Below are 25,020 nucleotides of genomic sequence, written 5' to 3'. Positions count from 1 at the left end.
TAAATGTCATTAATCAGTATGCATGGCGCATGGCTGTCGTTCAGCGACGCGCCGCTTCTTGATAACGCAGAACTGCATATCGAAGATAACGAACGCGTCTGTCTGGTGGGCCGCAACGGCGCCGGAAAATCAACGCTGATGAAGATCCTTAACCGTGAGCAGGGCCTGGACGACGGTCGCATTATTTATGAACAGGATCTGATAGTCGCGCGGTTGCAGCAGGATCCGCCGCGTAACGTTGAAGGCACCGTGTACGACTTTGTCGCGGAAGGCATTGAGGAGCAGGCGGAATACCTCAAGCGTTACCATGACGTTTCCCGTCTGGTGATGACCGATCCGAGCGAGCGAAACCTTAACGAGCTGGCGAAGGTGCAGGAGCAACTCGACCACCACAATCTTTGGCAACTGGAAAACCGGATCAACGAAGTATTGGCGCAGTTGGGGCTCGATCCTAACGCCGCGCTGTCTGCGCTTTCTGGTGGCTGGCTGCGTAAGGCGGCGCTGGGCCGGGCGCTCGTCAGTAATCCGCGCGTACTGCTGCTGGACGAACCGACTAACCATCTCGACATTGAAACCATCGACTGGCTGGAGGGCTTCCTGAAGTCGTTCAACGGGACGATTATTTTCATCTCCCACGACCGCTCTTTTATTCGCAACATGGCGACCCGGATTGTCGATCTTGATCGCGGCAAGCTGGTGACCTATCCGGGTAATTACGATCACTATCTGCTGGAAAAAGAAGAAGCGTTGCGCGTGGAAGAGTTACAGAACGCCGAGTTCGACCGCAAACTGGCGCAGGAAGAGGTGTGGATCCGCCAGGGGATCAAGGCCCGCCGTACCCGTAATGAAGGTCGCGTGCGCGCGCTCAAAGCGATGCGACGCGAACGCAGCGAACGCCGCGAAGTGATGGGCACCGCGAAGATGCAGGTTGAAGAAGCAACCCGCTCAGGCAAGATCGTTTTTGAAATGGAAAACGTCAATTATCAGATCGACGGCAAACAGCTGGTTAACGATTTTTCCGCCCAGGTGCAGCGCGGCGACAAAATTGCGCTAATTGGCCCCAACGGCTGCGGTAAAACCACGTTGCTTAAACTGATGCTGGGCCAGCTTAAGGCGGACAGCGGGCGTATCCACGTCGGCACAAAGCTGGAAGTGGCCTATTTCGATCAGCACCGCGCCGAGCTGGATCCGGATAAAACGGTCATGGATAACCTGGCGGAAGGTAAGCAGGAAGTGATGGTGAATGGCAAGCCACGCCATGTACTGGGCTATCTGCAGGACTTCCTGTTCCATCCTAAGCGGGCGATGACGCCGGTGCGCGCGCTTTCCGGCGGTGAACGCAACCGACTGTTGCTGGCGCGGCTGTTCCTTAAGCCCAGCAATTTATTGATCCTCGATGAACCTACCAACGATCTGGACGTCGAAACGCTGGAGCTACTGGAGGAACTGATCGACGGTTACCAGGGCACCGTTTTGCTGGTTAGTCACGACCGTCAGTTTGTCGACAATACCGTGACCGAATGCTGGATCTTTGAAGGCAATGGCAAAATTGGCCGCTATGTCGGCGGTTACCACGACGCGCGCGGGCAGCAGGAACAGCATCTGGCGTTTACGCAGTCAGCGGTGAAGAAATCGCAAGAAGTGGTTGCCCCAAAAGCAGAAATTGTAAAACGCGGCAGTAGCAAACTAAGCTATAAACTGCAGCGCGAGCTGGAACAGTTGCCTCAGTTGCTGGAAGAACTGGAGGCGAAACTGGAGGCGTTACAGGCGCAGGTTGTGGATGCGTCCTTTTTTAACCAGCCACATGAACAAACGCAGCAGGTTCTCGGCGACTTAGCGCAAGCGGAGCAGGAACTTGAACAGGCCTTCGAGCGCTGGGAATACCTTGAAGCGTTGAAAAACGGCGCGTAATGAAAGGAGCGCATATGTGCGAACATCACCATGCCGCAAAGCACATATTGTGCCCGCAGTGTGACATGCTGGTGGCATTGCCCCACCTTGAGCATGGGCAGAAAGCGGCATGCCCGCGATGTGGCACAACGTTGACGACAGAATGGGACGCGCCGAGGCAGCGTCCCACTGCCTACGTATTAGCGGCGCTGTTTATGCTGCTTTTGTCAAACTTGTTCCCATTTGTGAACATGAATGTCGCCGGGGTGAACAGTGAAGTTAAACTGCTGGAAATTCCCGGCGTGCTCTTTTCTGAAAATTACGCCAGCCTCGGCACCTTCTTTATCTTATTTGTTCAACTCGTTCCGGCATTTTGTTTATTGACCATTTTGCTGCTGGTGAACAGGGTAGAGATGCCTGGACGGATTAAGGCATGGCTTGCGCGTATCCTGTTTCAGTTGAAAAGCTGGGGGATGGCGGAGATCTTTCTCGCGGGCGTGCTGGTGAGCTTTGTTAAGCTGATGGCGTATGGCGATATTGGCGTGGGCAGCAGTTTTGTTCCGTGGTGCCTGTTTTGCGTGCTGCAGTTGCGCGCGTTCCAGTGCGTCGACCGCCGCTGGCTGTGGGACGATATTGCCCCGATGCCCGCTATCCGGCAACCCCTGAAACCTGGCTTGCCGGGTATCCGTCAGGGGCTGCGCTCCTGTCCGTGTTGTACGGCAATCCTGCCAGCTGAGCAGCATGTTTGTCCGCGCTGTCAGACGACGGGCTACGTGCGCCGCAGAAACAGTCTGCAATGGACGCTGGCGTTACTGTTTACTTCAATCATGCTCTATCTTCCGGCCAATATCCTGCCGATCATGATCACTGATTTGTTAGGCTCCAAAATGCCCTCGACCATTCTGGCCGGGGTGGTGTTGCTGTGGAGCGAAGGCTCTTACCCGGTCGCGGCGGTGATTTTTATCGCCAGTATTATGGTGCCGACGCTGAAAATGATCGCGATAGCCTGGCTGTGCTGGGATGCCAAAGGCCATGGCCGACGCGACAGTGAGCGCATGCACCTGATTTATGAGGTAGTGGAATTTGTCGGACGCTGGTCGATGATCGACGTGTTTGTGATTGCCGTACTCTCCGCGCTGGTGCGTATGGGAGGGCTAATGAATATTTATCCTGCGATGGGTGCATTGATGTTTGCTTTAGTCGTCATAATGACAATGTTTTCTGCGATGACATTTGATCCGCGTCTGACGTGGGATCGTGAACCAGACCATGAGGAGTCCGGACAGCATGGAATCTAAAAATGGGGAAGCCAAAGTTCAGAAGGTGAAAAACTGGTCTCCCGTGTGGATTTTCCCCATCGTCACCGCACTCATTGGGGCATGGGTCCTGTTTTATCACTACAGTCATCAGGGGCCGGAAGTGACCCTGATCACCACCAACGCTGAGGGGATTGAAGGGGGGAAAACCACCATCAAGAGCCGAAGCGTGGACGTCGGGGTGGTGGAAAGCGCGACGCTGACTGACGATCTTACACATGTAGAAATTAAAGCGCGCCTCAATTCCGGAATGGAAAAGTTGCTGCATGAGGACTCGGTCTTCTGGGTGGTGAAGCCGCAGGTGGGCCGCGAAGGGATCAGCGGTCTGGGTACGCTGCTTTCCGGCGCTTATATTGAGTTGCAGCCGGGTCGTAAAGGCAGCCAGCCGGAAAATTATCAGTTGCTGGATTCCCCACCGCTGGCGCCGCCCGATGCGAAAGGTATCCGTGTTGTGCTGGACAGCAAAAAAGCCGGACAGCTGAGTCCCGGCGATCCGGTACTGTTTCGCGGGTATCGCGTCGGTTCCGTTGAAACCAGCACTTTCGATGCGCAGCGGCGCACCATTAGCTACCAGTTGTTCATCAATGCGCCAAACGATCGCCTGGTCACCAGCAATGTGCGTTTCTGGAAGGACAGTGGGATAGCGGTGGATTTGACCTCCGCGGGGATGCGCGTTGAGATGGGCTCCCTCAGTACGCTGTTTGGCGGCGGTGTTAGCTTTGACGTGCCGGAAGGGCTTGAACAGGGCCAACCGGTAGCCGAAAAGAGCGCCTTCAGGCTTTATGACGATCAACGAAGCATTCAGGATTCGCTGTATACCGACCATATCGACTATCTGATGTTCTTTAAAGATTCGATTCGCGGTTTGCAGCCGGGCGCACCGCTCGAGTTCCGCGGTATTCGTCTGGGGACCGTGAGCAAGGTGCCATTCTTTATGCCGAACATGCGTCAGGTGTTTAATAACGATTACCGCATTCCGGTGCTGGTGCGCATTGAACCTGAACGCCTGAAAGCGCAGCTGGGTGAAGAGACAGACGTCGGTGCGCATCTGGCCGATCTGCTCAAACGGGGTCTGCGTGGCTCGCTGAAAACCGGCAATCTGGTGACCGGCGCGTTGTATGTCGATCTCGACTTCTATCCGAAAGAGCCGCCGTTAACCGGTATTCGCGAATTTAACGGTTATCAAATCATCCCGACGGTAAGCGGGGGACTGGCGCAGATCCAGCAGCGACTGATGGAAGCGCTGGATAAGATCAACAACCTGCCGCTGAATCCGATGATCCAGCAGGCGACCAATACGCTGTCGGAAAGCCAGCGCACAATGAAGCATCTGCAAACGACGCTGGACAATATGAACAAGATTACCTCCAGCCAGTCGATGCAACAGCTGCCAGCGGATATGCAGAACACCTTACGTGAACTGAACCGCAGTATGCAGGGCTTCCAGCCGGGGTCCGCCGCCTACAACAAGATGGTTGCGGATATGCAGCGTCTCGATCAGGTGCTTCGTGAGCTGCAACCGGTGCTGAAAACCCTGAATGAAAAGAGCAACGCGCTGGTGTTTGAAGCGAAGGACAAGAAAGATCCAGAGCCTAAGAGGGCGAAACAATGAAAAAGTGGCTAGTGGCGATGATGGCGTTCTGGCTGACGTCATGCAGCTCAGGTGGAGAAAATAAGAGCTATTACCAGCTTCCGGTTGCCCATAGCGGCGCGCAAAGTACGGTGAGTCAGAGCAACCGTCTGCTGTGGGTGGAGCAGGTTGCGGTGCCGGATTATCTCGCCGGAAACGGAGTGGTTTATCAGACCAGCGACGTCCAGTACGTCATTGCCAACAATAACCTGTGGGCCAGCCCGCTGGATCAACAGCTACGCAATACGCTGGTCGCCAACCTGAGTACGCAGTTGCCCGGATGGGTAGTCGCCTCTCAGCCGCTGGGAACGATGCAGGACACGCTTAATGTGACGGTCACAGGTTTTCACGGTCGCTACGATGGCAAGGTGATTGTGAGCGGCGAATGGCTGCTGAACCATCAGGGACAGCTGATTAAGCGTCCTTTCCACATTGAAGCCGTGCAGACCAAAGACGGTTACGATGAAATGGTGAAAGTGCTGGCAACTGCGTGGAGTGAGGAGGCCGCCGCTATCGCACAGGAACTGAAGCAGCTTCGCTAGTTTAAACTTTTGTAAATCTTACCGCCGTGAACCCCTCGTTTACGGCGGTTTTTTTATGCCCGACGCGGGAAACAGGAAGTTGTTCCGTCTCACATTTTTTGTACAACTGAGTTATTCAGTAGCTCACAAATATGACATTGGTGTGAATTTTGTGCATTGACGCAAGAAGGGTTTCGCGGTATTCGTTTAGTGTGATTGCACATTTCGTAATCACTGTTTTCTTTTCCACCAGATACAAGTATGAGGGAAACGAGGCATGAAGAGACAAAAACGAGATCGCCTGGAACGGGCACATCAACGTGGTTATCAGGCCGGCATTGCCGGACGCTCAAAAGAAATGTGTCCCTATCAGACGCTGAATCAGAGGTCGCACTGGCTGGGAGGTTGGCGAGAAGCCATGGCTGACAGGGTGGTAATGGCCTGATTCTGTCTCTTTAGAAAAAGAAACCTCCGCATTGCGGAGGTTTCGCCTTATTAAGCGCGCAATTTACTGTGCATTGACAGTGCTGCAGCGGCTAAATCAGAATGCGGATGTGTCCTGGAACAGGCCGACTTTCAGATCGTTCGCGGTGTAGATCAGACGACCGTCTACCAGCACTTCGCCATCAGCCAGACCCATGATCAAGCGACGGTTAACGATACGCTTGAAGTGGATACGGTAGGTGACTTTTTTCGCCGTAGGCAGAACCTGCCCGGTAAACTTCACTTCGCCTACGCCGAGCGCGCGGCCCTTACCTTCGCCACCGAGCCAGCCGAGATAGAATCCAACCAACTGCCACATAGCGTCCAGACCCAGACAGCCTGGCATAACCGGATCGCCGATGAAGTGGCATCCGAAGAACCAAAGATCCGGATTGATATCCAGTTCTGCTTCAACATAACCTTTGTCGAAGTTGCCGCCGGTTTCGGTCATTTTGACGACACGGTCCATCATCAGCATGTTCGGCGCTGGCAATTGTGGGCCTTTTGCGCCAAACAGTTCACCGCGACCAGAGGCAAGAAGGTCTTCTTTTGTATAGGATTCGCGTTTATCTACCATGTTCTCTGTAAGCCTTATTTTAGTGAAGCACGCAGGATAGCTAACACGTGTACGCTGAACAAGTCCGATCAGTTCGGAACAAACCAGTTCAGCCAGCGCAGCGGCCAGGGAAAACGATGACGTCCTTCCTGTTGCGTCGCCTGGGCGATACGCTCCTGGATCGTTTGCATCAGCGTCGTCTGGCCTTCGCCATCCCACACCAGATTTAACAGCAGCGGTAGCGCGTCGGTCACGTCATCCACCGCCCAGATAGTGAATTTTTCTTCTTCTACAGCCTTCAGTAGCGCGGGTGGCAGACTGAGATGCCTGACGTTGGCCGCCGGAATAATGACGCCCTGCTTGCCGGTCAGCTCACGCTGCAGGCAGATGGTGAAGAAACCTTCGATTTTCTCGTTTAACCCGCCGACCGGCTGAGCGCGGCCAAACTGGTCCACGGAACCGGTAATCGCAATATTCTGATTAACCGGCACGTCCGCCAGCGCGCTGATGAGGGCGCAAAGTTCAGCCATCGAGGCGCTGTCGCCGTCCACTTCACTGTAGGACTGCTCGAATGTCAGCGAAGCTGAGAAGGGAAGCTGTTGTTCAAGCTGAAGTTCCGACATCAGGAACGCCTGCATGATCATCATGCCTTTCGCATGGATATTACCGCCCAGCTCGGCTTTACGCTCAATATCGGTGAATTCGCCGTCGCCGATATGTACCACGCAACTGATGCGCGAAGGCTCGCCAAAAGCGCGCGGATGGCCCGGAAATTCAATCACCGACAGGGCATTGATTTGTCCGATGCGTTCCCCTTCCGTTTCAATCAGGATTTGTTCCTGGAGGATTTCATCCTGCATGCGCTCCGCGAGAAAACCTTCGCGCCATTCGCGCTGCGCCAGCATCAGGCTTAGTTGCTCACCGCTGCAAAGATCATTCTGGCAGAGCGGAGCCACTTCAGTGAACTGCCTGATGATCCACAGCGGATTCAGCGGCAGCGTATCCTGCTCGCCGGTATAGCGCACGGCTTCACGCACCAGCACTTCCCAGGCGTCAGGGGCGGGCGTCGGCAACTGGTTACGCTTTGCGATCCAGGTCACCCACTGGCACCACTGAATCATGGACTCTGCATCCACAATTTGCAGGTTATCTTCAAATTCGCTGTAGATAGCCTGTTCCGCAAGCTCCGGCTCCATCTCCTGGAAATCGGCCAGCGATTCGCGCTCGCCCACCAGCAACACGCTGAGCTTCAACGGCATTGAAGGCACAGAAACCGGCAGTGGGCGAGATTCATCAAAGGCGACCCAATCGAAGCGCTCGCGGCTGACAATGGCTTTCAGACGCATCCACAGCAGCGGCTGGGCGAGCAGGGTACGCAGCGAGATCACCAGCACGCCGCCGTTGGCCTGATGCACCAGACCCGGCTGCAGAGTGATGTCGCCGTTAAACTGACGCAGGCAGCCAAATAGCTGCTCCGCTTCTACCCAGTCGGCAATCACCACCTGTGAAGTGGTCGCAAAATTATCTTCCGCGCGTTCTGCCGCACGATAACGGATGGTATGCCCGGAAACCTCGTAGTGGCCGCCCGTCAGGCGACCGGCATCGTGTTGCAGCGTGCGCGCAGCCTCTGCAAGAAGATTGAGATACTCAAGCTCCTCGGGGGCTTTCGCCAACATAAAAGGAGAAGAGGCTCTGGGCTGTAATAACTGCTCCAGGGCAAACTGTAAGCGTGGTTGAGTATCACTGAGTAACGTGTCGGTTTCGTCAATGACGTGTGGCTGTGCAAATATTTCCTGATAACTTTCTGTATCAGGAACCAGATCACGCCATGCAAGTTTCGTAATGGTCAAAGTTGATGTTTTTTAGTCTGTTGTAAAAGACGCGATTATACCGCAAACCTCACCGCTTCACACAGGGAAAGCGAGAGCAAAACGTCGTGGCAGGTGTCGCGTCGCTCACAGCGTGAAGATTCTTTTCTTCGAAAGGCGAAAAAGCTGATATTCTGATAAGAGTGACACGGTAACATTGAGATCGCTATGAAATATCAACAACTTGAGAATCTTGAAAGCGGTTGGAAGTGGAAGTATCTGGTGAAGAAGCATCGCGAGGGAGAATTGATCACCCGCTATGTGGAAGCCAGTGCTGCCCAGGACGCCGTGGAGATGTTGCTTACCCTCGAAAATGAACCTGTGCGGGTGAACGTCTGGATTGAGGAGCATATGAATCCGGCGCTGTTTAACCGAATGAAGCAGACAATACGCGCAAGACGTAAACGGCACTTTAATGCTGAACATCAGCACACGCGCAAAAAATCAATCGATCTGGAGTTTATGGTCTGGCAGAGACTGGCGGGGTTGGCGCAACGGCGTGGTAAAACTCTGTCAGAGACGATCGTGCAACTGATTGAAGACGCCGAGAATAAAGAAAAGTATGCCAGCAAAATGTCCTCGCTAAAGCAGGATTTGCAGGCGCTGTTGGGCAAGGAATAGCTGTTTATACTGATAGCATGTCGGCTGAAAAATGGTATAAAAAAACCCCGCAAAGCGGGGTTTTTTGTAGACGGAAACTTAAGCCTGAGGCTGAGTTACAACGTCTTTAACGCCTTTAACTTCGATCTCAACGCGACGATCCGGGGCCAGGCAGTCGATCAGGGCAGCGCGAGCTTTCACGTTGTCACAGGTGTTGCCAGTAACCGGGTTGGATTCGCCCATACCACGTGCGGAGATTTTGTCAGCCGGGATACCTTTAGAGATCAGGTAATCAACAACAGACTGAGCACGTTTCTCGGACAGACCCTGGTTGTAAGCGTCAGAACCGATACGGTCAGTGAAGCCCAGAACCACTACGGAACCGTCTTTCGGATCCAGGTTGCTCAGCTGGCTGTACATCTGATCCAGAGCCTGCTGGCCTTCTGGTTTCAGGGTAGCTTTGTTGAAGTTGAACAGAACGTCAGACTTCAGAGTGAAGTGCTTGGTCTGTACTTCTGGAGCCGGAGCCGGTGCCGGAGCGATCGGCGCAGCTTCTTCCTGCTGACCGAAACGGTAAGAAACACCCACGCTCAGCAGACCGTTGTCTGGACGAGTACCGATGGTGTTAGCGTCACCGATGTTGTTGGTCCACTGGTATTCCAGACGGGTAGCGATGTCGCGAGTCATAGCCCACTCGATACCACCTGCGAATACTGGGGAAACACCCGTGTCGTGATCTTTGCGAGATGCGCCACCAGGTTCGTTAGCCTTGGTGTCTGCACGCCATACCATACCACCCAGACGAGTGTAGATGTCCAGATCGTCAGTGATTGGGTAACCCAGTTTAGCGGTCAGCTGAACGCCCTGAGCTTTGTAAGCGCCGTTGATGTTGTCGCCTTTGTACGGCATACGACCTAACCAGTCGTAACCCATTTCAAAGCCAACATACGGGTTAACCTGATAACCACCAAAAGCACCTGCGCCCAGTTGGTTTTCGTGGGTCGGGCCATTGTTGTTGATGAAACCAGTGTCATGGTACTGAGACCAGCCCAGTTTAGCACCAGTGTACCAGGTGTTATCTTTCGGAGCGGCCTGCGCTACGGTAGCGAAACCAGCCAGTGCCACTGCAATCGCGATAGCTGTCTTTTTCATTTTTTGCGCCTCGTTATCATCCAAAATACGCCATGAATATCTCCAACGAGATAACACGGTTAAATCCTTCACCGGGGGCCTTGCTCAATAGTTACTCTACCGATATCTGCGGCTTATGCCGAGCACCCCTGGCGATGTAAAGTCTACAACGTAGTTGGAAACTTACAAGTGTGAACTCCGTCAGGCATATGAAAAAAAAACGCTTGTATACAAAATATTTAACATTTTGGATGTCGAAATTACGAGGAAAAATACGCGGAAACCGCTTCCGACAAGCGTTCGCGCAAAAAATTCAATACGCCTTAAAAAAAGTGGACAAGGCGAAAAAAAATTCCAGGATAAATCCTGATTTTACTCAGTGATACAAATTAGAATGAATTTTTAGCCCAGTTTGGTGTCTCGTCGGATGGGTATGCGCGCTAACCGGGCGCATGATAAACCCCATCGCATTTCCTTCATCAGCGGCTTTAACCAATTCGGCATGCTCCTCTTCCGTTAACTCGTCGGCCAGCCAGCCAATGACCACGCTGTAGTTGCCTGTGCGCAATGCGCGAACCATCGATTCCAGCGTGTGGCAGGGAGAGAGCTGACGAATCTGCATGACCTTAGAGAGCGGCAACCCGGCCGACTGAACCCATTCGCGGCTCAATTTTTGCTGCGGCGTCAGCCACAGCTGCCAGCGAGACTGCTGCCCTAACTGCTGGAGAAGCGGTAACAGCAGTAACTGCGTCATCATGGGCTGGTCTTCACGATAGACCACTTCACTGATAAGCCCGGCAGTAGCTTTCTCGGTTGAAACGCGCGCCATTTTGTTCGCTGTTGAGGAGAATGACGAAGAACGATTTGCGTAGCCTGAAGTGTACATAATCAATCCAGCCCTGTGAGTTACTGTATGGATGTACAGTAACCCTGATGCCGTGAAAGATCAACTTTATTTTCGGAAACAAACTCGCAATTTTTATTCATCGTTGCGGTAAAAACGAAATACAACTTGCCCCCTGAGAATAAGTTGCCTATTTTCGTCGTTAACGGATCCGTGACGGCAAATCATTTATTTAGTTTATGATTTAAAAGGGAATTTTATGAAAGTACACTCCTATGACAGGATCAATAAATCACAGGAATATTTATCTTCTCTGGGGACTGTCCGTTATCGATCGCTGTTTGGCAGCTACAGCCTGACCATCAACGACACGGTGTTTGCCATGGTCGCCGATGGCGAGCTTTATCTCCGTGCCTGTGAACAAAGCGTACAGTACTGCGTAAAGCACTCACCTGTCTGGTTGACCTTTATGAAGCGCGGACGCCCCGTTATGCTCAATTACTATCAGGTTGATGAAAGTCTCTGGCGCGATCAGCAAAAACTCATCCGCTTGTCGAAATATTCCCTGGATGCGGCGTTGAAAGAAAAACACCTGCGGGGGGCAACGCAACGGCTCAAAGATCTGCCAAATATGACCTTTCATCTTGAGAGTCTGCTTAACGAAGCGGGCGTTTATGATGTCAGTACGCTCCGTGTTTTGGGCGCCAAAATGTGCTGGCTTCGGTTGAGACAAATTAACAAGTCGATTACCGACAAAATCCTCTACATTCTGGAAGGGGCAATTTATGGCATTCATGAAGCGGCGCTCCCGGCGACGCGTCGCCAGGAGCTTGCGGCGTGGGTTAAGACGCTGACAAAGGAGCCGCTGTTTCCGGTGAAGATTGAGTGATCTGGCGCTGCAGTCGGCCAATTTCCGGCAGCAGCGTCACCAGCAATCCTACCTGCTGAACCACCAGAGGCTCTTTGCTGTCCGGACGCGGTTCAAGCTGCTGGATACGGTGTTTGAGTTCGGCCAACGCCAGCTGTACGCGCTGTTCATCAGCCGGGAGATGATGCAAGGCATCATCAACGTAGCACACGGCGTCATCCAGTAATGCCAGCACCTCGGGGTTGGTCAGTTGCTCACGATGCGCCCCCAGCGCGGAAATGTAGCTGGTGAACGTATGGTTGAGGCAGAGTAAACGGAACGCTGCCTCACGCGTTTGGGCGGTTACGTCCGGTTCGCTCGACATATTCGACACCACGGAAGCCAGTTCGGCATCGCGATTATGCGCATCTCGTCGCGCAATGCGATAGGCCAGGCGATTGTCGCGCCCCTGATGATATTGCTCAAGAATCGCGTCAAGATAGCGGCAGTTGGCATCGGTTGCGCGTTGTAATACCCGCGGCAGGTTGCGAAAACGCCAGTCCGGCCAGATAAAGCTGACCGCCGCCCAGGCGATGGCGCAACCGATCAGCGTGTCTATGACCCTCGGCAGCGCGACCTCGAAACCTTCGCCAAGCAGATTAAAGCACAACAGCACCAGCAGGGTAATAAACATCGTGGCGTGGGCGTACTGTACGTTACGGAAGGCAAAAAACAGGACGCCGGTGATGACCAGTAAGATAAGTTGCCCTTCCAGCGAAGGCACAAACCACAGGACAGGAATGCCAATAGCCACCCCGACCAGCGTACCGATAATCCTCAAGGCCAGACGGTGTCGGGTCGCATTATAGTTGGGCTGACAAACGAACAGGCTGGTCAACAGGATCCAGTAGCCATGATGCATACCGGTGACCTGAATAATGGCGTAACCGACGCAGAGCACTAACGACATCCTCACCGCATGGCGGAACAGGGCGGATTCCGGCGTGAAGTTGCGGCTCAGGCGCAACCAGACATCGCTGAGACCGTTCGGACTGTCATCGGCGAGCTGATTTTCTGTTTCCGCGCGCGGCATGGCCTGCGCCTGCTCTGATTCTATGGTCGCCAGTTGCGCATCAATAGCTCGCAGGTTCGCCAGCAAAAAGCCCAGCGTTTTCAGCAAATCAGCCGACGCGCCGCTGGAGCGCATCCGCTCAAGCGCGGCATCCAGGTGGGTGAAGGCGCGTTCAAAATGCGGGTCGTGCTGATACGGCGTACGCAGCAAAATTGAGCGTGACAACTGCAGGCAGGCCTGGCCCTGCATCGACATCAGACGCTGGAAGCGGAACATGACGTCACTGTGGCGAAAATGCTCACGCAGCGTCTGATACTGAATGTGCGATGAACTCGCGCGTTCGTGGATATCCTGAGCCACGAAGTAATAATGCAAAGTACGGCGCGTTCCCCGCTGGCCGCGATCGCCGCGCAGTCGACTCAGCAGAGAGACTTTAGTCTGGTTCAGCGTCGCCATCAGTTGGCCGTTAGCCAGCGCAAGGTCGTATAACGGCGCCTGGCTTTCATCTTCTATGTCCGGGTCAAACAGTCGCGATTTCAGTTCCAGATAGTGTGCTAACTGCTCGTAGCTGCGCGCCAGGTTGTCCTGCAGGGGGCGAATGGGAAACAGAAGATGGCCAATGAGCGTCAGCCCGTTGTACCAGATAGCGCCCGCCAGCAGCAGAACGGGCTGCTGATACCAGTCGGCATACAACGACGTTCCCAGCATGGTGTAAATGGCGATCAGTAGCGCGCCAAAGGCAATTGTGGCGTAGCGCTGGCCAAGCCCGCCGAGCAGAATAAACCCGCTGGTCGACAGCGTCAGGCCAATGGCAAACAGCCAGGGATAAGGAAACAGCAGTTCTACTGAAGCGGAAGCAATGAAAAAACAAATTAACGTGATGATCAGATTGCGCAACCGCCCGGCAAGCCGATCGTCGAGATCGGTCAGCGCGGCGGCAACCATCCCCAGAGTCAACGGGATAGTCAGCTTAACATCGCCCAGCCACCAGGGAAGGGCGGTCGTGCCGCACAGGGCGATAAAAATCCGCACGTAATACAGCCAGGTGCTGTTCCAGGTATAACGGCGAAGCAGGGGACTCAACATAACGGCTTTCAGTCCTGATTACTCAAAACGGCGACGCGCGTTGGCTTCACGCGCAGCCTGCGCGGTTTCCACCGAGACAACGCGCCGTCCTACCGGCCACAGAGCAATAGCGGCAATTTTAAAGTTTGCGATCCCAACCGGAATACCGATGAGGGTGATGCACTGGGCGATACCGGAAGCGATGTGCATCAGACACAGCCACCAGCCAAAGCAAACCAGCCAGAAAATATTCAACAGCGTCCCGCCGGTATTCATCAGCGCGCTTTTGCCCGCCGGATTCAGTTCATCAACATGAATCGCTTCGTTGCCATAAGGCAGCAGCGACAGTTTCGTAATTTCCCAGCATGAACGAGTCAGGGGCAGAGTGAAGATCAGAACGATACTGACCAGCGTCGCCAGTAACCAGGCCAGCGTTGTCGCAAAACCACCCAACACAAAATTCAAAATATTCAGAACGGTACGCATAAACCCTCGGTTGCTTCTGGTTTTTGGTTATTGTCGGCAATTGTAACGTTTTTTTGGGCTGGAGCACGTATTCTCTGGCGGTTACACTGAGAAGAAATCCTCTTTGTCTGGATCGACTGAGTCATGGAACTGAAAGCAACTTCTTTGGGAAAACGTCTGGCGCAACACCCCTACGATCGGGCGGTGATTCTTAATGCCGGGATAAAAGTGTCGGGCGATCGCCACGAATACCTTATTCCGTTCAATCAGTTAATGGCTATTCACTGTAAGCGCGGTCTGGTGTGGGGTGAACTGGAATTTGTTCTCCCGGATGAAAAAGTGGTGCGTCTACACGGAACCGAATGGGCGGAAACCCAGCGTTTTCACCATCACCTCAATGCCCACTGGCAGCAGTGGAGCCAGGAGATGAGTGAAGTTGCCGCAGGCGTACTTCAGGAACAGCTTGCCTCTATCGCCGCGCGTACGGGGCAAAACGCCTGGCTAACGCGTGAGCAGACCGCCGGTTTACGACAGCAGATCCTGCGCGCGTTTGCCGCCTTGCCGTTGCCCGTCAGCCGGCTTGACGCGTTCGATAACTGTCGCGAGGCGCTGCAGCAGTGCCAGGCATGGCTTAACGATATCGAAGGTTGTCGCCTGCGGCATAACCAGGCTTATACCGAAACGATGCTGAGCGAACATGCGGCGTTCTTTCAGCAGGTGGAATCCTCGCCCTTAAATCCGGCTCAGGCGCGGGCGGTGGTAAATGGCGAACAGTCTCTGCTGGTGCTGGCCGGTGCGGGAAGCGGTAAAACCTCCGTGCTGGTGGCGCGGGCGGGCTGGCTGCTCGCGCGAGGTGACGCGGCCGCTGAACAAATTCTGCTCTTGGCGTTTGGGCGTAAAGCGGCGCAGGAGATGGATGAGCGTATCCGCGAGCGTCTGCATACCGATGAGATTACCGCACGCACATTTCATGCCCTTGCGCTGCATATTATTCAGCAGGGCAGTAAAAAAGTGCCAACCATCAGCAAACTGGAAAATGACGCCGCGGCGCGAAATACGCTGTTTATCAATACGTGGCGTCAGCAGTGCAGCGAGAAAAAGGCGCAGGCGAAGGGCTGGCGACAGTGGCTGGAAGAGGAAATGCAGTGGACGGTGGCCGAAGGAAACTTCTGGGATGATAAGACGTTACAGCGCCGTCTGGCGCCACGTCTGGATCGCTGGGTCAGCCTGATGCGCATGCACGGCGGCGCTCAGGCGGAAATGATCGCCAGTGCGCCCGAGGACATCCGCGATCTGTTCAGCAAGCGTATCAAATTGATGGCGCCGTTGCTGAAGGCCTGGAAGAGCGCGCTGAAAGCTGAAAACGCGGTTGATTTTTCCGGTCTCATCCATCAGGCGATAGTGATTCTGGAGAAAGGACGCTTCATCAGCCCGTGGAAGCACATACTGGTGGATGAGTTTCAGGATATCTCTCCACAGCGTGCGGCGCTGCTGGCAGCCTTGCGTAAGCAAAACAGCCATACCACCCTGTTTGCCGTCGGCGATGACTGGCAGGCTATTTACCGATTCAGCGGCGCTCAGCTTTCATTAACCACCGCTTTCCATCAAACCTTCGGCGAAGGAGACCGCTGCGATCTAGACACTACGTATCGCTTCAACAACCGGATAGGCGAAGTCGCGAACCGTTTTATCCAGCAGAATCCCCATCAGCTAAACAAACCGTTGAACAGTCTGACAACAGGGGATAAAAAGGCGGTGACGCTGCTGGATGAAACCCAGCTTGACGCGCTGCTGGATAAGCTTTCCGGCTATGCAAAAGCGGATGAACGGATCCTCGTGCTGGCGCGTTATCATCATCTCAGGCCGGAAAGTCTGGAGAAAGCGGCGACCCGCTGGCCGAAGCTGCAGCTTGATTTTATGACTGTCCACGCCAGTAAAGGTCAGCAGGCAGATTACGTTATCGTCGTGGGTTTGCAGGAGGGCAGCGATGGATTTCCGGCTCCGGCGCGGGAATCGATCATGGAAGAAGCGCTGCTGCCGCAGATGGAAGATTTCCCGGATGCCGAGGAGCGACGCCTGTTTTACGTTGCGTTAACGCGCGCTCGGCATCGCGTCTGGTTACTTTATAACAAAGAGAATCCGTCACGCTTTGTTGCGGACCTGAAAGCGCTTGATGTGCCGGTCGCCAGAAAGCCCTGACATCAGGCGGCAGTTGCCGCCTCAATCCGTTTACTTCAGACGCTCCGCCAGATAGCGCGGGTAGTCCGGGATCAGGACGTCTATATCGTCATTAAAGTGAGGCGACTGGATGATGAAATCCGCCGTAGCGACGTTCGTGGCGACCGGAATATTCCAGACAGTCGCCAGACGCAGCAGCGCTTTCACGTCCGGATCGTGCGGTACCGCGTTCAGCGGATCCCAGAAAAAGATCAGGACATCAATTTTTCCTTCCGAGATCAGCGCGCCAACCTGCTGATCGCCCCCCATTGGGCCGCTCAGCATCGCGTTGACGTCCAGGCTTGTTGCGCGCTGGATCAGGTTCCCGGTCGTGCCGGTGGCATAGAGAACGTGCTTTTCCAGCAGCGGCTGGTGCCGTTCCACCCAGTTCATCAGCATTTGTTTGCAGTGATCGTGAGCGACCAGCGCAATATGTTTGCGCGCCGGTAATGTACGGGTTGTCAGTTCCATATTTTTATTCCGTTGTTGGCTTTGCTACAGAGTACTGGAAGTGACTGACGCTGCAAGAGAAAGAGAAAAAAAATGCCGCACGGCACAACAACCTCATGAAGAGGGTTGTTTTTCTGCCCAGTGTAAAAAACGGCTTCGGGTTTGGGGATCGGCCTGACGAAACCAGTATTTCAGCCGTTGCTCGGTGAGCGTTTGCGACTGCGGCACAGCGGTGTCCAGCTCCGAAACGTCCGAAAGCAACGTGCTGTCGTCCGCCATCATCGTGGCAAACTGGCGCAGCGACGCGGGTTTCGCTGCTTTGTTATAGCGCTCAGTTTCGGCTTCAAAATCAATGATTTTTGTGCGTGTGGTCAGGGAAAGAATATCGAGTTTTACCGGGATAGGCATGGCGTCGCCGTCCAGAAGTTCCAGACGCGGCGCGGCGTCAAAATGGCCCGCGTCGCGTTCGTTTTCCAGACGTGGCAGGTGAAAATTAACCTGACCGACCTGTTGCGTATCAAAGCTCATCACCAGCGGTGGGGAAATATACAGCCGCTCTTCCTGGTTGTTAAACCGCAGGGTTTTCTCAACCCGGAAAACAATCTGATGAGGACCATTGTCCAGTTGAATACTGTCTGCGCCGCGCAGCAGAGAACTGGAGACCTTTTTGCCGTCCAGTACCAGCAGATCGATATCATTTGACAGACGAAGCGTCGTGGCGAGGACGGTTACCGGCAAACATAAGGCGAGTATTACAGTCACGGTGCCGGTTTTCATAAGATCCTCCTGTCCACAAACCGCCGGTAAGAATGTATCAAGATTTTTCGAAAATCATGTTCACTAACATATAGACATATTTTCGACTTTTGCTCTCATACTTGCGTATGGCACACGTGGTTGGGTTGGCAGGATTGTCGTACACTTGGCTAAACAGCCTGGAGAAAGACGATGAAAGAGAGTGATATTGCTGATATTTTGAACTCTACCCGCACAATTGCGCTGGTGGGGGCAAGCGACAAACCCGACCGTCCCAGCTACCGGGTAATGAAGTATCTCCTCGACCAGGGGTATCACGTCATTCCTGTTTCACCAAAGGTGGCAGGGAGAACGTTGCTCGGTCAACAGGGCTACGCGACGCTGGCGGAGGTTCCGGAAAAGGTGGATATGGTCGATGTGTTTCGCAACTCTGAAGCGGCCTGGGGCGTTGCGCAGGAAGCCATCGCGATTGGCGCGAAAACGTTGTGGATGCAACTGGGCGTGATTAACGAGCAGGCAGCGGTGCTGGCGCAAAAGGCCGGGATGAAGGTCGTGATGGATCGTTGCCCGGCCATTGAGATCCCGCGTCTGGGACTGGCAAAGCACGTATAGCAGAAGGCCCGATAGCGAAACGCTGTCGGGCCTTACAATCTTAGTTACGCAGACGAGGCGCCTGCAGCTGCTTGCGGATGGTTTGAGCAAGCTCATCCATGGATGGCTGCTCAGGATGTTCATCCTGCGTCTCGCTGCTTAACTGCGCTTCGGCCAGATAGGTATGCACCGGCTGACCGTCATCATCTTCCATTACCACGTGATACCACGGAGCGGCACGAAGCTCGTCGTTAACCGCCAGCTCATCAGGCGACGGCTCTTCGAGCGAATAGACCGGGTCGATATCCACGACCACTCCGAGATAACCTAACAGGGAATGGCGGACCTGCTGGCCGATACCGAATTTGCTGGCAATCATAGTCACCTCCCGGGAAATCATTACCTTTTATATGAGGGTAACATTCCACTTTTCAAGTTACATGACGCGACAGGCAAACCCTTTCAGATACAGCCCTTCCGGGTAGGTGGCGATCACGGGATGATCGGCGGCCTGACGGAACTGCTCTATAAATTGTACATCACGACCAGCATCTATTGCCGCATCTGCGATGATTTTCTGAAATAAATCCGTGGTCATCAGGCCAGAACAGGAGAAGGTCAGCAGTACGCCACCCGGATTCAGTAACTGAATCGCCAGCATATTGATGTCTTTGTAACCCCGGCAGGCCCCCATCAGTTGGCTTTTATTTTCGACAAACTTCGGTGGATCCATCACGATCACATCAAACTTCTCGCCGCGATCGCGATAGGTTCGCAACAGTTTGAAAACGTCGTCGCGGACAAATTCAGCTTTGCTCAGATCCTGTTTGTTCAGTTCCACGTTTTGCTTTGCAATGTCCAGCGCTTCCTGTGACGTATCGACGCTGATCACCTGACGGCAACCGCCCATCAGTGCAGAAACGGCAAAACCGCCGGTATAAGAGAAACAGTTCAGAACACGCTGATCCTCCACATAGCGCCGCGTCGCCAGTCGGCTGTCGCGCTGGTCCAGGTAATACCCGGTTTTATGGCCGCCCTGAATATCCACCAGCAGTTTCATACCGTGTTCTTCAATCGGCAACAGGGCAGGCGGAAGCTCGCCGGTCACCGGGCCGTGCGTCAGTTCCATTCCCTCTTTTTTACGTACCGCGACATCGCTACGGTCATAAATCGCACATTCCGGGTACAGCGCTTGCAGCGCGCTAATCAATGCGGCACGCTGATATTCAGCGCCAGCGCTCAGTAATTGCAGTACCAGAAATGAGCCAAAGCGGTCGATGGTCACGCCTGGCAAGCCATCGGATTCACCGGCGATCAAACGATAGCTGTCAAGGCCATCTTTTTCGGCCAACCAGTCGCGCCACTGCTGCGCCTGTTGCAGTCGACGGGTAAAGAAGGCGATATCGACAGATTCAGACGGGTCGAACGTCCAGACGCGCGCGCGGATCTGCGACGCCGGAGAATACGCGCCGCGGGCTAACCATTTACCCTGATGGTCAACAATATCGATGGTTTCGCCGAGGCTGGCTTTACCTTCCATTCGGGCAACGGCACCGGAAAAGACCCACGGATGGCGACGAAGCAAAGATTTTTCGCGCCCTTTGGCTAACACTAAACGTACACTCATAATTTACAATTCTGTCGATTCAAAGAAATGGGCGCCATTGTCCTGAGTTTTTCGTGGATTTGCAACGCGCCCGGGCAAGAGAAGGAGAAGAGCAATGTCGAGAGTCTGCATAATCGCGTGGGTACATGGCCGGGTGCAGGGCGTGGGGTTTCGCTATACCACCCAGCAGGAAGCGCGGCGGCTGGGGGTGACCGGCTATGCGAAAAACATGGACGATGGCAGTGTAGAAGTGGTGGCTTGCGGCGAAGCCGAACAGGTTGAAAAACTAATGAAGTGGCTGAAAGACGGCGGTCCACGCTCTGCCCGGGTTGACAGAGTGCTAAGTGAACCGCACCGTTCGCGCGAAGAACTCACCGGATTCAGTATTCGCTATTAAATGCATTTTACCGGTTTGGGCAGGCCGGCGATTTTGGTGGCCTGCTTCGCCGGCCCTTTCGGAAACAGGCGATACAAGTAGCGACTGTTGCCTTTTTCTTCGCCGAATTTATTCGCCATCGCTTTGACCAGCATGCGAATGGCCGGTGAGGTATTAAACTCCAGGTAAAAGTCGCGGACGAAACGCACCACTTCCCAGTGTTCAGGCGAGAGGGTAATGCCTTCGTTTTCAGCAATGACTATCGCCAGCGGTTCGCTCCACTGGGTGGTGTCTTTCAAATAGCCTTCGCTATCGGTTTCTATTTCGTTGCCTTCAAAAATCAACATAGCAGTCTGTCGTTATCATAAAACAGGTCGCAGTGTAGCAAATATCCGCGCAGCCGATAAGACTGCTCAGATGAGTAATTGCAGCAGATTGCTGGCATTGAGCTTCTTTAGCGCATTGCATTTGTGCGTTGAAACCTGCTTCTCGGACATCTGCGTCGCGCGGGCGACGCGTTGGACAGGCAGGCCTTTAATGAGCAGACACAGTACCGTGAGTTCTCTGACGGTTAGGCCAAATTCAGTCCGCCAACAGGCTGAACGACGCGGTGCTTTCGTAAGCAGGCAGACAATGTCGCGCATCGCCAGACGATCGTTAAGGATATGGATCTGCAACGTCGTGAAGCGTTGACGTATCTGGTTAATTAACGATCACGGGCGCCCGTTGGTCATCGCGAAACTGGCGGCGTTATTGGCAGAAAACAAAGTGGAGTGTCAGAGAGAGAATTACGACATTTATTATTTCAGCGCCAGATTTTCCATTGCGAAGGCCGATGAGGTTTTTATCGGCGCCTGTCCGGAAAGTAAGAGCCGTTTCTGTAAAACGATCCGTTATAAGAGTGGGGCAGGAAAATGAAAAACAAACTTTTGTATGGCGTTTGCGGTACGTTGATTGGCGGCGCGCTGGCGACATATTTTTACCCGTCGTGGTCGAGAAGTCATGACGTCATTGCCTGCACAACGGAGTTTAATTTCACCCGCAACCAGGGCAAAGAGAGTGAAGTCAGGGTGAACGCGGTTGCACAGTTTTATTTTCATCGTGACGGTACGGGGCTTACCACCTATAAAGGTGCGGCGAAGGCTGGGGGACGTGACATGATTATCGATCGCGATATGAATTTTACCTGGACGCCGAGAGAGGATAATAACGTCATTGTACTGACCTATACGAAGACCTGGCGGCGGCACAATGATGACACGCCGGACACACAGTGGGGAAGTTTCGCGCACGCCGACGCGCGTTATTATCTGACCATTGCGGAAGTGGCGCCTTCAGTCTGGTTAATCCAGGATCGCCTCTATCCGACATACCTCTGTCGCGGGAATCAGGCATAAAAAAACGGAGAATGCGCAAGCATTCTCCGTTCGTGTTTATACCCTCAGCTTAGTCGCGGCTGGCGAAACCCAGAATACTGAGCAGGCTGACAAAGATATTGTACAGCGAAACGTAGAGGCTAACCGTTGCACGAATATAGTTGGTCTCACCACCACGGATGATATTACTGGTTTCGAACAGAATGGCGCCTGAAGAAATCAGGATAAATACCGCGCTAATCGCCAGATGCAGCGCTGGCAGTTGCAGGAAGATATTTGCAACCATGCCGATCAGCACCACCACAATACCTGCCATCAGCATACCGCCGAGGAAGGACATATCTTTGCGCGTAGTCAGTACGTAGGCTGAACAGCAGAAGAACACCAGTGCGGTGCCGCCCAGCGCCATGCCAATCACATCACCCATCCCCGCGGAAAGGTAAGCGTTCAGAATCGGGCCAAGGATATAGCCAAGGAAGCCGGTAAAGGCAAACGCGGAGATAATACCACTTGGCTTGTTCGCGGTTTTATACGTCAGGAACATCAGACCATACATACCGACCAGCGTCAGAATCAGACCCGGAGAAGGTAGCATCAATACGGTACTGGCTGTCGCCGTGATCGCAGAAAACGCCAGCGTCAGGCTCAGCAGAAAATAGGTATTGCGCAGCACTTTATGGGTGCTGAGTAGCGATGTACGGTCATGTGAAGAACTAACAATACGATCCATGAGTCACTCTCTTATGATGACAGATGTAATTAATGACAGAAGATAATGAAATCCCAGGCGATGACATAGCGGTTTTACCCATCTTTACTCATTTGATCTTCATCAGGTTTCACGGTCATAAAGCGCCTGCACGCTCAAAGGCTGAAGATTGTGCTGTTAAAATGGTCAATGTGTTGTTATTTCAGTCGATTAACAGCATTTTGACTGTTTTTCAGGCAAACAAACACATTCGGGCTTTACACGGCGCACCGGGATGTTTATAGTGCGCCTCATTCCGGAAGTGTGGCCGAGCGGTTGAAGGCACCGGTCTTGAAAACCGGCGACCCGAAAGGGTTCCAGAGTTCGAATCTCTGCGCTTCCGCCAGATTAAACAAGGGGTTACCGAAAGGCAGCCCCTTTGTTTTTAGGGGCGAAGAATAAAAAAAGAATATTCTCGAAGAATATCCCACCCCTTCATTTGCATAAAAAATCACTTTTCCCTAATAACCGGACGATCAAGTGTCGGGTTGATTTGTACCTTCCTGTCGTAGATGAGCACCTGGCTTTCTGTTTTGTGACCGCTGAAAAGCTGCTTATCCCTGTTGCTACCCTCAAAATCTGAAATAGCTTTTGCCTTAATAACATGAAACGTGTAATCCAGTTCATGGCCCAGTTCGCTTTGTACTGCACGTACAGCCTTAAGCCAGCGGTTATTAAATGTCTTGCGGATGAACTGACCACGATCGTTGTTGTAAAGCACCAGCGCGTCAGGTGACAGTCTCGGGCATTCTTTCTGTGCCGTTATTCAAATCAATTTTGCGCCAGCCAACAGATTTTTGGCCGGGCTGAATATGTCTGGGTACGTGAGGTGGGCGAAAGCGACAAACCGCACACTCTGGAAAAGCTTAGTGTTGGAAGAAGAAAAAAGTTAAAGTACGAATAAAATATTGGTTGCCTGAAGTTAATTTAGGCGTTTTCTTTACAACCATATTTATGGTAATAGTTTTGAATAACAAGAGGAGAGGGCAATGTTCTTTTATGATATTATACCTAACGGTATGAAAGAGAAGCTGGAAACTAAAATATATAATCCCAATGAAACAATATTATTTGCAGAGCGGGAGAATAACTACATTTATTTCTTGATGGAGGGCACAGCTGAGGCGTATATTCAAAGCCCTCACGGAACATTTGCTACTCTGCATTTGTATGAAAAAGGAAGTTTTTTCGGTGAAATAGAACCATTCTACGATGGAAGGAAACCCGTTGAAATTACAGCCATTACATCATGTATTGCCAAACGTCTTTATAAAACAGACTTTCTGTCATGGTTACAATCTGATTTTGAAGCTACTAAATTTTTAATTAAAGAATTAGCAAATAAATTGATAATAAACGCTGAATTGGTAGAGCATATACTAAGCCTTACCGTGAAAGAAAGACTTTTGAGAAGTATTCTGATGCATTATCGACGAGACACTTTGCAAAATCTCACAAAAGCAAATTTATCAAAGGAAATTAACACCCCCATTCGGAGTTTGAATAGGGCTATCAGCACTTGTGAGAACGAGGGGGTAATTTCATATAGTAACAACACGTTTTTGATTAAGGATATGACACAACTCCAAAAAAGTGTGCCATATTTATAATGTCGGGTCAATTGACCTTGATAGGATTTCTCACTTTTACTATGCTGAAAAACACTTTTACTATGCTGTAAAAAAGAGAGATTTTTATGGACAAGATTTGCAAGAGAATATTAGAAAAGATAGAAGTGCAGGGCTTTTTCGACAGAATATGTTCTTTGAATACAGCAGACTTCAATTCTCTTTTATTGAAACTCTTTTTACTAAGAACAGCGAAATCCTCACCACAAAAAGTCCTGCATGCTTTCAGGGAAAATCGCTTTGTTGCTCCCGGCAGCTTTGATCCGATTAAACTGCACCAGTTGGAGCTTGAACTATTATCAATGACATCAAAAGCCGGAATTACAAACAAACTGTTGTCCCCGGTTGCACCGATTGGCAGTTGTAGTGTGTTTGGCTGTGTAAACCAAAACAATGTATTAAGTGCGGTACGGAATGTTGAGGTGCTTTCCGACCCGTCTAATATTCTGGCAATCATGCTTTCCAATGATATATTGAACAACCAAATTGACCATACCCGCTGTACACATTATGCGACGACGTCACGCGTAGTCAGAGGTCAGAAGTGGGAAGGCGAAAATTTATATGCACATTTTGGGATTTTTTGCATTGTATCCGCCGCAAAGGATAAGGGCTCTTATCTGTGTGAAAAGGAGCTGTTAAAGCACCATCTTCAATTCTATGATCATTTAGTACAGACAAGATACCATCGTAAAATGACGATTGTGCTAAGACGGCGAACTGGGTATACAGCCTATGAGGACTTTTTTGAAGAAATGTACTCTGCTGTAAAAGAGATGTTTCCTGATACTCCTGTTTCTGTTGATCTAAAAAGTGAGAACAACAACTACTACAAAGGAATCAACTTTAAGATTTATGTACAAAAAGATAACGAGCAAATTGAGATCGGCGATGGTGGTTTTGTTGATTGGATTAGCAAAATGACCGGGAGTAAAAAGAATCGGTGTTTAATAAGTGGTCTTGGTTTGGAAAGGTTGTTATAGC

At 52.3% G+C, this 25,020-nt stretch carries 28 protein-coding genes and 1 tRNA gene; 15 read left to right on the top strand and 14 right to left on the bottom strand.

Annotated elements, in window-relative coordinates; translation table 11 throughout:
* Positions 1-3 precede the first annotated feature (3 nt).
* The 5 genes from OGY07_RS22555 to rmf all read left to right on the top strand — a co-directional run bounded on the left by OGY07_RS22555 (position 4) and on the right by rmf (position 5,802).
* Positions 4-1,911, top strand: coding sequence for an ABC transporter ATP-binding protein (locus OGY07_RS22555; protein ID WP_286603291.1), 1,908 nt, complete (start codon positions 4-6; stop codon positions 1,909-1,911).
* 14 nt (positions 1,912-1,925) lie between these two features.
* Positions 1,926-3,188 carry a membrane integrity-associated transporter subunit PqiA gene (pqiA, locus tag OGY07_RS22550; RefSeq protein ID WP_286603289.1) on the top strand — a complete coding sequence of 421 codons (1,263 nt, stop codon included), beginning with the start codon at positions 1,926-1,928 and terminating at the stop codon, positions 3,186-3,188.
* Positions 3,178-4,818, top strand: coding sequence for an intermembrane transport protein PqiB (gene pqiB / locus OGY07_RS22545; RefSeq protein WP_060569555.1), 1,641 nt, complete (start codon positions 3,178-3,180; stop codon positions 4,816-4,818). The genes pqiA and pqiB overlap by 11 nt, the downstream gene beginning before the upstream one ends.
* Positions 4,815-5,378, top strand: a complete 564-nt coding sequence (gene pqiC / locus OGY07_RS22540; protein WP_042288025.1) for a membrane integrity-associated transporter subunit PqiC — start codon at positions 4,815-4,817, stop codon at positions 5,376-5,378. Before pqiB ends, pqiC begins: the two co-directional genes overlap by 4 nt.
* 256 nt (positions 5,379-5,634) lie before the next feature.
* Complete coding sequence (gene rmf / locus OGY07_RS22535) at positions 5,635-5,802, top strand: ribosome modulation factor (RefSeq protein WP_012905338.1); 168 nt, start codon at positions 5,635-5,637, stop codon at positions 5,800-5,802.
* A gap of 96 nt (positions 5,803-5,898) precedes the next feature.
* Here the strand turns inward: rmf and fabA are convergent, their stop codons facing one another.
* Both fabA and OGY07_RS22525 read right to left on the bottom strand, forming a co-directional pair.
* The gene (gene fabA, locus OGY07_RS22530) at positions 5,899-6,417 is read right to left on the bottom strand and encodes a bifunctional 3-hydroxydecanoyl-ACP dehydratase/trans-2-decenoyl-ACP isomerase (protein ID WP_000227926.1); all 519 of its coding nucleotides are present in this window, start codon (positions 6,415-6,417) and stop codon (positions 5,899-5,901) included.
* Between the two features lie 68 nt (positions 6,418-6,485).
* On the bottom strand, positions 6,486-8,246 hold the full coding sequence (locus tag OGY07_RS22525; RefSeq protein ID WP_286603283.1) for an AAA family ATPase: 1,761 nt from the start codon (positions 8,244-8,246) through the stop codon (positions 6,486-6,488).
* 186 nt (positions 8,247-8,432) lie between these two features.
* Here OGY07_RS22525 and matP point away from each other — a divergent pair, with 186 nt between their 5' ends.
* Positions 8,433-8,885 carry a macrodomain Ter protein MatP gene (gene matP, locus OGY07_RS22520; RefSeq protein ID WP_042288017.1) on the top strand — a complete coding sequence of 151 codons (453 nt, stop codon included), beginning with the start codon at positions 8,433-8,435 and terminating at the stop codon, positions 8,883-8,885.
* A 78-nt stretch (positions 8,886-8,963) separates the two neighbouring features.
* On the opposite strand, the gene ompA is transcribed toward matP, so the two are convergent.
* Both ompA and sulA read right to left on the bottom strand, forming a co-directional pair.
* The gene (gene ompA / locus OGY07_RS22515) at positions 8,964-10,016 is read right to left on the bottom strand and encodes a porin OmpA (protein ID WP_286603281.1); all 1,053 of its coding nucleotides are present in this window, start codon (positions 10,014-10,016) and stop codon (positions 8,964-8,966) included.
* 355 nt (positions 10,017-10,371) lie between these two features.
* Positions 10,372-10,881 carry an SOS-induced cell division inhibitor SulA gene (sulA, locus tag OGY07_RS22510; RefSeq protein ID WP_042288011.1) on the bottom strand — a complete coding sequence of 170 codons (510 nt, stop codon included), beginning with the start codon at positions 10,879-10,881 and terminating at the stop codon, positions 10,372-10,374.
* A gap of 217 nt (positions 10,882-11,098) precedes the next feature.
* Between sulA and OGY07_RS22505 the strand changes: the two genes are divergently transcribed.
* On the top strand, positions 11,099-11,728 hold the full coding sequence (locus OGY07_RS22505; RefSeq protein WP_042288007.1) for a TfoX/Sxy family DNA transformation protein: 630 nt from the start codon (positions 11,099-11,101) through the stop codon (positions 11,726-11,728).
* Here the strand turns inward: OGY07_RS22505 and yccS are convergent.
* Both yccS and OGY07_RS22495 read right to left on the bottom strand, forming a co-directional pair.
* Positions 11,682-13,844, bottom strand: coding sequence for a YccS family putative transporter (gene yccS, locus OGY07_RS22500; RefSeq protein ID WP_269677564.1), 2,163 nt, complete (start codon positions 13,842-13,844; stop codon positions 11,682-11,684). The genes OGY07_RS22505 and yccS overlap by 47 nt on opposite strands.
* 18 nt (positions 13,845-13,862) lie before the next feature.
* A complete protein-coding gene (locus OGY07_RS22495) occupies positions 13,863-14,309 on the bottom strand; it encodes a YccF domain-containing protein (RefSeq protein ID WP_042288001.1) in 447 nt (148 codons plus the stop codon).
* Positions 14,310-14,432: 123 nt separating this feature from the next.
* Between OGY07_RS22495 and helD the strand changes: the two genes are divergently transcribed.
* Positions 14,433-16,487, top strand: a complete 2,055-nt coding sequence (helD, locus tag OGY07_RS22490) for a DNA helicase IV (protein WP_286603275.1) — start codon at positions 14,433-14,435, stop codon at positions 16,485-16,487.
* A gap of 30 nt (positions 16,488-16,517) precedes the next feature.
* On the opposite strand, the gene mgsA is transcribed toward helD, so the two are convergent.
* Positions 16,518-16,976, bottom strand: a complete 459-nt coding sequence (gene mgsA / locus OGY07_RS22485; RefSeq protein WP_286603272.1) for a methylglyoxal synthase — start codon at positions 16,974-16,976, stop codon at positions 16,518-16,520.
* A gap of 93 nt (positions 16,977-17,069) precedes the next feature.
* On the bottom strand, positions 17,070-17,732 hold the full coding sequence (gene csgI / locus OGY07_RS22480; RefSeq protein WP_286603270.1) for a curli synthesis inhibitor: 663 nt from the start codon (positions 17,730-17,732) through the stop codon (positions 17,070-17,072).
* Between the two features lie 171 nt (positions 17,733-17,903).
* Here csgI and OGY07_RS22475 point away from each other — a divergent pair, with 171 nt between their 5' ends.
* A complete protein-coding gene (locus OGY07_RS22475; RefSeq protein ID WP_286603268.1) occupies positions 17,904-18,323 on the top strand; it encodes a CoA-binding protein in 420 nt (139 codons plus the stop codon).
* A 40-nt stretch (positions 18,324-18,363) separates the two neighbouring features.
* Here OGY07_RS22475 and hspQ read toward each other — a convergent pair whose 3' ends face one another.
* A complete protein-coding gene (gene hspQ, locus OGY07_RS22470; RefSeq protein WP_042287987.1) occupies positions 18,364-18,681 on the bottom strand; it encodes a heat shock protein HspQ in 318 nt (105 codons plus the stop codon).
* Positions 18,682-18,738: 57 nt separating this feature from the next.
* Entirely contained in the window at positions 18,739-19,929 is a 1,191-nt protein-coding gene (gene rlmI / locus OGY07_RS22465; RefSeq protein ID WP_286603265.1) for a 23S rRNA (cytosine(1962)-C(5))-methyltransferase RlmI, read from the bottom strand.
* A gap of 94 nt (positions 19,930-20,023) precedes the next feature.
* Between rlmI and yccX the strand changes: the two genes are divergently transcribed.
* Positions 20,024-20,305, top strand: a complete 282-nt coding sequence (gene yccX / locus OGY07_RS22460) for an acylphosphatase (protein ID WP_181821551.1) — start codon at positions 20,024-20,026, stop codon at positions 20,303-20,305.
* Here yccX and tusE read toward each other — a convergent pair.
* A complete protein-coding gene (tusE, locus tag OGY07_RS22455) occupies positions 20,302-20,631 on the bottom strand; it encodes a sulfurtransferase TusE (RefSeq protein WP_042287980.1) in 330 nt (109 codons plus the stop codon). The two genes, yccX and tusE, sit on opposite strands and share 4 nt — an antisense overlap.
* A gap of 66 nt (positions 20,632-20,697) precedes the next feature.
* Entirely contained in the window at positions 20,698-20,961 is a 264-nt protein-coding gene (locus OGY07_RS22450) for a helix-turn-helix domain-containing protein (RefSeq protein ID WP_286603262.1), read from the bottom strand.
* Positions 20,962-21,198: 237 nt separating this feature from the next.
* Here OGY07_RS22450 and OGY07_RS22445 point away from each other — a divergent pair, with 237 nt between their 5' ends.
* Positions 21,199-21,681 (top strand): hypothetical protein, encoded by a 483-nt coding sequence (locus OGY07_RS22445; protein WP_042287960.1) that lies wholly within the window; start codon positions 21,199-21,201, stop codon positions 21,679-21,681.
* 49 nt (positions 21,682-21,730) lie between these two features.
* Here the strand turns inward: OGY07_RS22445 and yccA are convergent, their stop codons facing one another.
* The gene (gene yccA / locus OGY07_RS22440) at positions 21,731-22,390 is read right to left on the bottom strand and encodes an FtsH protease modulator YccA (RefSeq protein WP_012905355.1); all 660 of its coding nucleotides are present in this window, start codon (positions 22,388-22,390) and stop codon (positions 21,731-21,733) included.
* Positions 22,391-22,422: 32 nt separating this feature from the next.
* Between yccA and OGY07_RS22435 the strand changes: the two genes are divergently transcribed.
* Both OGY07_RS22435 and OGY07_RS22430 read left to right on the top strand, forming a co-directional pair.
* Positions 22,423-22,653 carry a hypothetical protein gene (locus OGY07_RS22435; protein ID WP_205611876.1) on the top strand — a complete coding sequence of 77 codons (231 nt, stop codon included), beginning with the start codon at positions 22,423-22,425 and terminating at the stop codon, positions 22,651-22,653.
* A 13-nt stretch (positions 22,654-22,666) separates the two neighbouring features.
* Positions 22,667-22,754 (top strand) — tRNA-Ser (locus OGY07_RS22430).
* A 105-nt stretch (positions 22,755-22,859) separates the two neighbouring features.
* Here OGY07_RS22430 and OGY07_RS22425 read toward each other — a convergent pair.
* Positions 22,860-23,129: a site-specific integrase gene (locus tag OGY07_RS22425; protein WP_286603255.1), complete on the bottom strand. Its 270-nt coding sequence runs from the start codon at positions 23,127-23,129 to the stop codon at positions 22,860-22,862.
* 268 nt (positions 23,130-23,397) lie between these two features.
* On the opposite strand from OGY07_RS22425, the gene OGY07_RS22420 reads away from it, so the two are divergent.
* Together OGY07_RS22420 and OGY07_RS22415 are read left to right on the top strand one after the other, a co-directional pair.
* Positions 23,398-24,018: a Crp/Fnr family transcriptional regulator gene (locus OGY07_RS22420; RefSeq protein WP_286603253.1), complete on the top strand. Its 621-nt coding sequence runs from the start codon at positions 23,398-23,400 to the stop codon at positions 24,016-24,018.
* 86 nt (positions 24,019-24,104) lie between these two features.
* A complete protein-coding gene (locus tag OGY07_RS22415) occupies positions 24,105-25,019 on the top strand; it encodes a hypothetical protein (RefSeq protein WP_286603251.1) in 915 nt (304 codons plus the stop codon).
* Position 25,020: the final 1 nt, after the last annotated feature.

The sequence above is a fragment of the Citrobacter sp. Cs237 genome (assembly GCF_030332325.1).
In the GTDB taxonomy this organism is placed as follows: domain Bacteria; phylum Pseudomonadota; class Gammaproteobacteria; order Enterobacterales; family Enterobacteriaceae; genus Citrobacter_A; species Citrobacter_A sedlakii.
The sequence above is the reverse complement of the archived record's forward strand: the minus strand, read 5'-3'. Positions and strand labels throughout refer to the sequence as shown.

Coding starts and splice junctions, on each gene's coding strand:
- OGY07_RS22555 (WP_286603291.1), top strand. CDS start 4: ATGTCATTAATCAGTATGCATGGCGCATGGCTGTCGTTCAGCGACGCG.
- pqiA (WP_286603289.1), top strand. CDS start 1,926: ATGTGCGAACATCACCATGCCGCAAAGCACATATTGTGCCCGCAGTGT.
- pqiB (WP_060569555.1), top strand. CDS start 3,178: ATGGAATCTAAAAATGGGGAAGCCAAAGTTCAGAAGGTGAAAAACTGG.
- pqiC (WP_042288025.1), top strand. CDS start 4,815: ATGAAAAAGTGGCTAGTGGCGATGATGGCGTTCTGGCTGACGTCATGC.
- rmf (WP_012905338.1), top strand. CDS start 5,635: ATGAAGAGACAAAAACGAGATCGCCTGGAACGGGCACATCAACGTGGT.
- fabA (WP_000227926.1), bottom strand. CDS start 6,417: ATGGTAGATAAACGCGAATCCTATACAAAAGAAGACCTTCTTGCCTCT.
- matP (WP_042288017.1), top strand. CDS start 8,433: ATGAAATATCAACAACTTGAGAATCTTGAAAGCGGTTGGAAGTGGAAG.
- ompA (WP_286603281.1), bottom strand. CDS start 10,016: ATGAAAAAGACAGCTATCGCGATTGCAGTGGCACTGGCTGGTTTCGCT.
- sulA (WP_042288011.1), bottom strand. CDS start 10,881: ATGTACACTTCAGGCTACGCAAATCGTTCTTCGTCATTCTCCTCAACA.
- OGY07_RS22505 (WP_042288007.1), top strand. CDS start 11,099: ATGAAAGTACACTCCTATGACAGGATCAATAAATCACAGGAATATTTA.
- yccS (WP_269677564.1), bottom strand. CDS start 13,844: ATGTTGAGTCCCCTGCTTCGCCGTTATACCTGGAACAGCACCTGGCTG.
- OGY07_RS22495 (WP_042288001.1), bottom strand. CDS start 14,309: ATGCGTACCGTTCTGAATATTTTGAATTTTGTGTTGGGTGGTTTTGCG.
- helD (WP_286603275.1), top strand. CDS start 14,433: ATGGAACTGAAAGCAACTTCTTTGGGAAAACGTCTGGCGCAACACCCC.
- mgsA (WP_286603272.1), bottom strand. CDS start 16,976: ATGGAACTGACAACCCGTACATTACCGGCGCGCAAACATATTGCGCTG.
- csgI (WP_286603270.1), bottom strand. CDS start 17,732: ATGAAAACCGGCACCGTGACTGTAATACTCGCCTTATGTTTGCCGGTA.
- OGY07_RS22475 (WP_286603268.1), top strand. CDS start 17,904: ATGAAAGAGAGTGATATTGCTGATATTTTGAACTCTACCCGCACAATT.
- hspQ (WP_042287987.1), bottom strand. CDS start 18,681: ATGATTGCCAGCAAATTCGGTATCGGCCAGCAGGTCCGCCATTCCCTG.
- rlmI (WP_286603265.1), bottom strand. CDS start 19,929: ATGAGTGTACGTTTAGTGTTAGCCAAAGGGCGCGAAAAATCTTTGCTT.
- yccX (WP_181821551.1), top strand. CDS start 20,024: ATGTCGAGAGTCTGCATAATCGCGTGGGTACATGGCCGGGTGCAGGGC.
- tusE (WP_042287980.1), bottom strand. CDS start 20,631: ATGTTGATTTTTGAAGGCAACGAAATAGAAACCGATAGCGAAGGCTAT.
- OGY07_RS22445 (WP_042287960.1), top strand. CDS start 21,199: ATGAAAAACAAACTTTTGTATGGCGTTTGCGGTACGTTGATTGGCGGC.
- yccA (WP_012905355.1), bottom strand. CDS start 22,390: ATGGATCGTATTGTTAGTTCTTCACATGACCGTACATCGCTACTCAGC.
- OGY07_RS22435 (WP_205611876.1), top strand. CDS start 22,423: ATGACAGAAGATAATGAAATCCCAGGCGATGACATAGCGGTTTTACCC.
- OGY07_RS22420 (WP_286603253.1), top strand. CDS start 23,398: ATGTTCTTTTATGATATTATACCTAACGGTATGAAAGAGAAGCTGGAA.
- OGY07_RS22415 (WP_286603251.1), top strand. CDS start 24,105: ATGGACAAGATTTGCAAGAGAATATTAGAAAAGATAGAAGTGCAGGGC.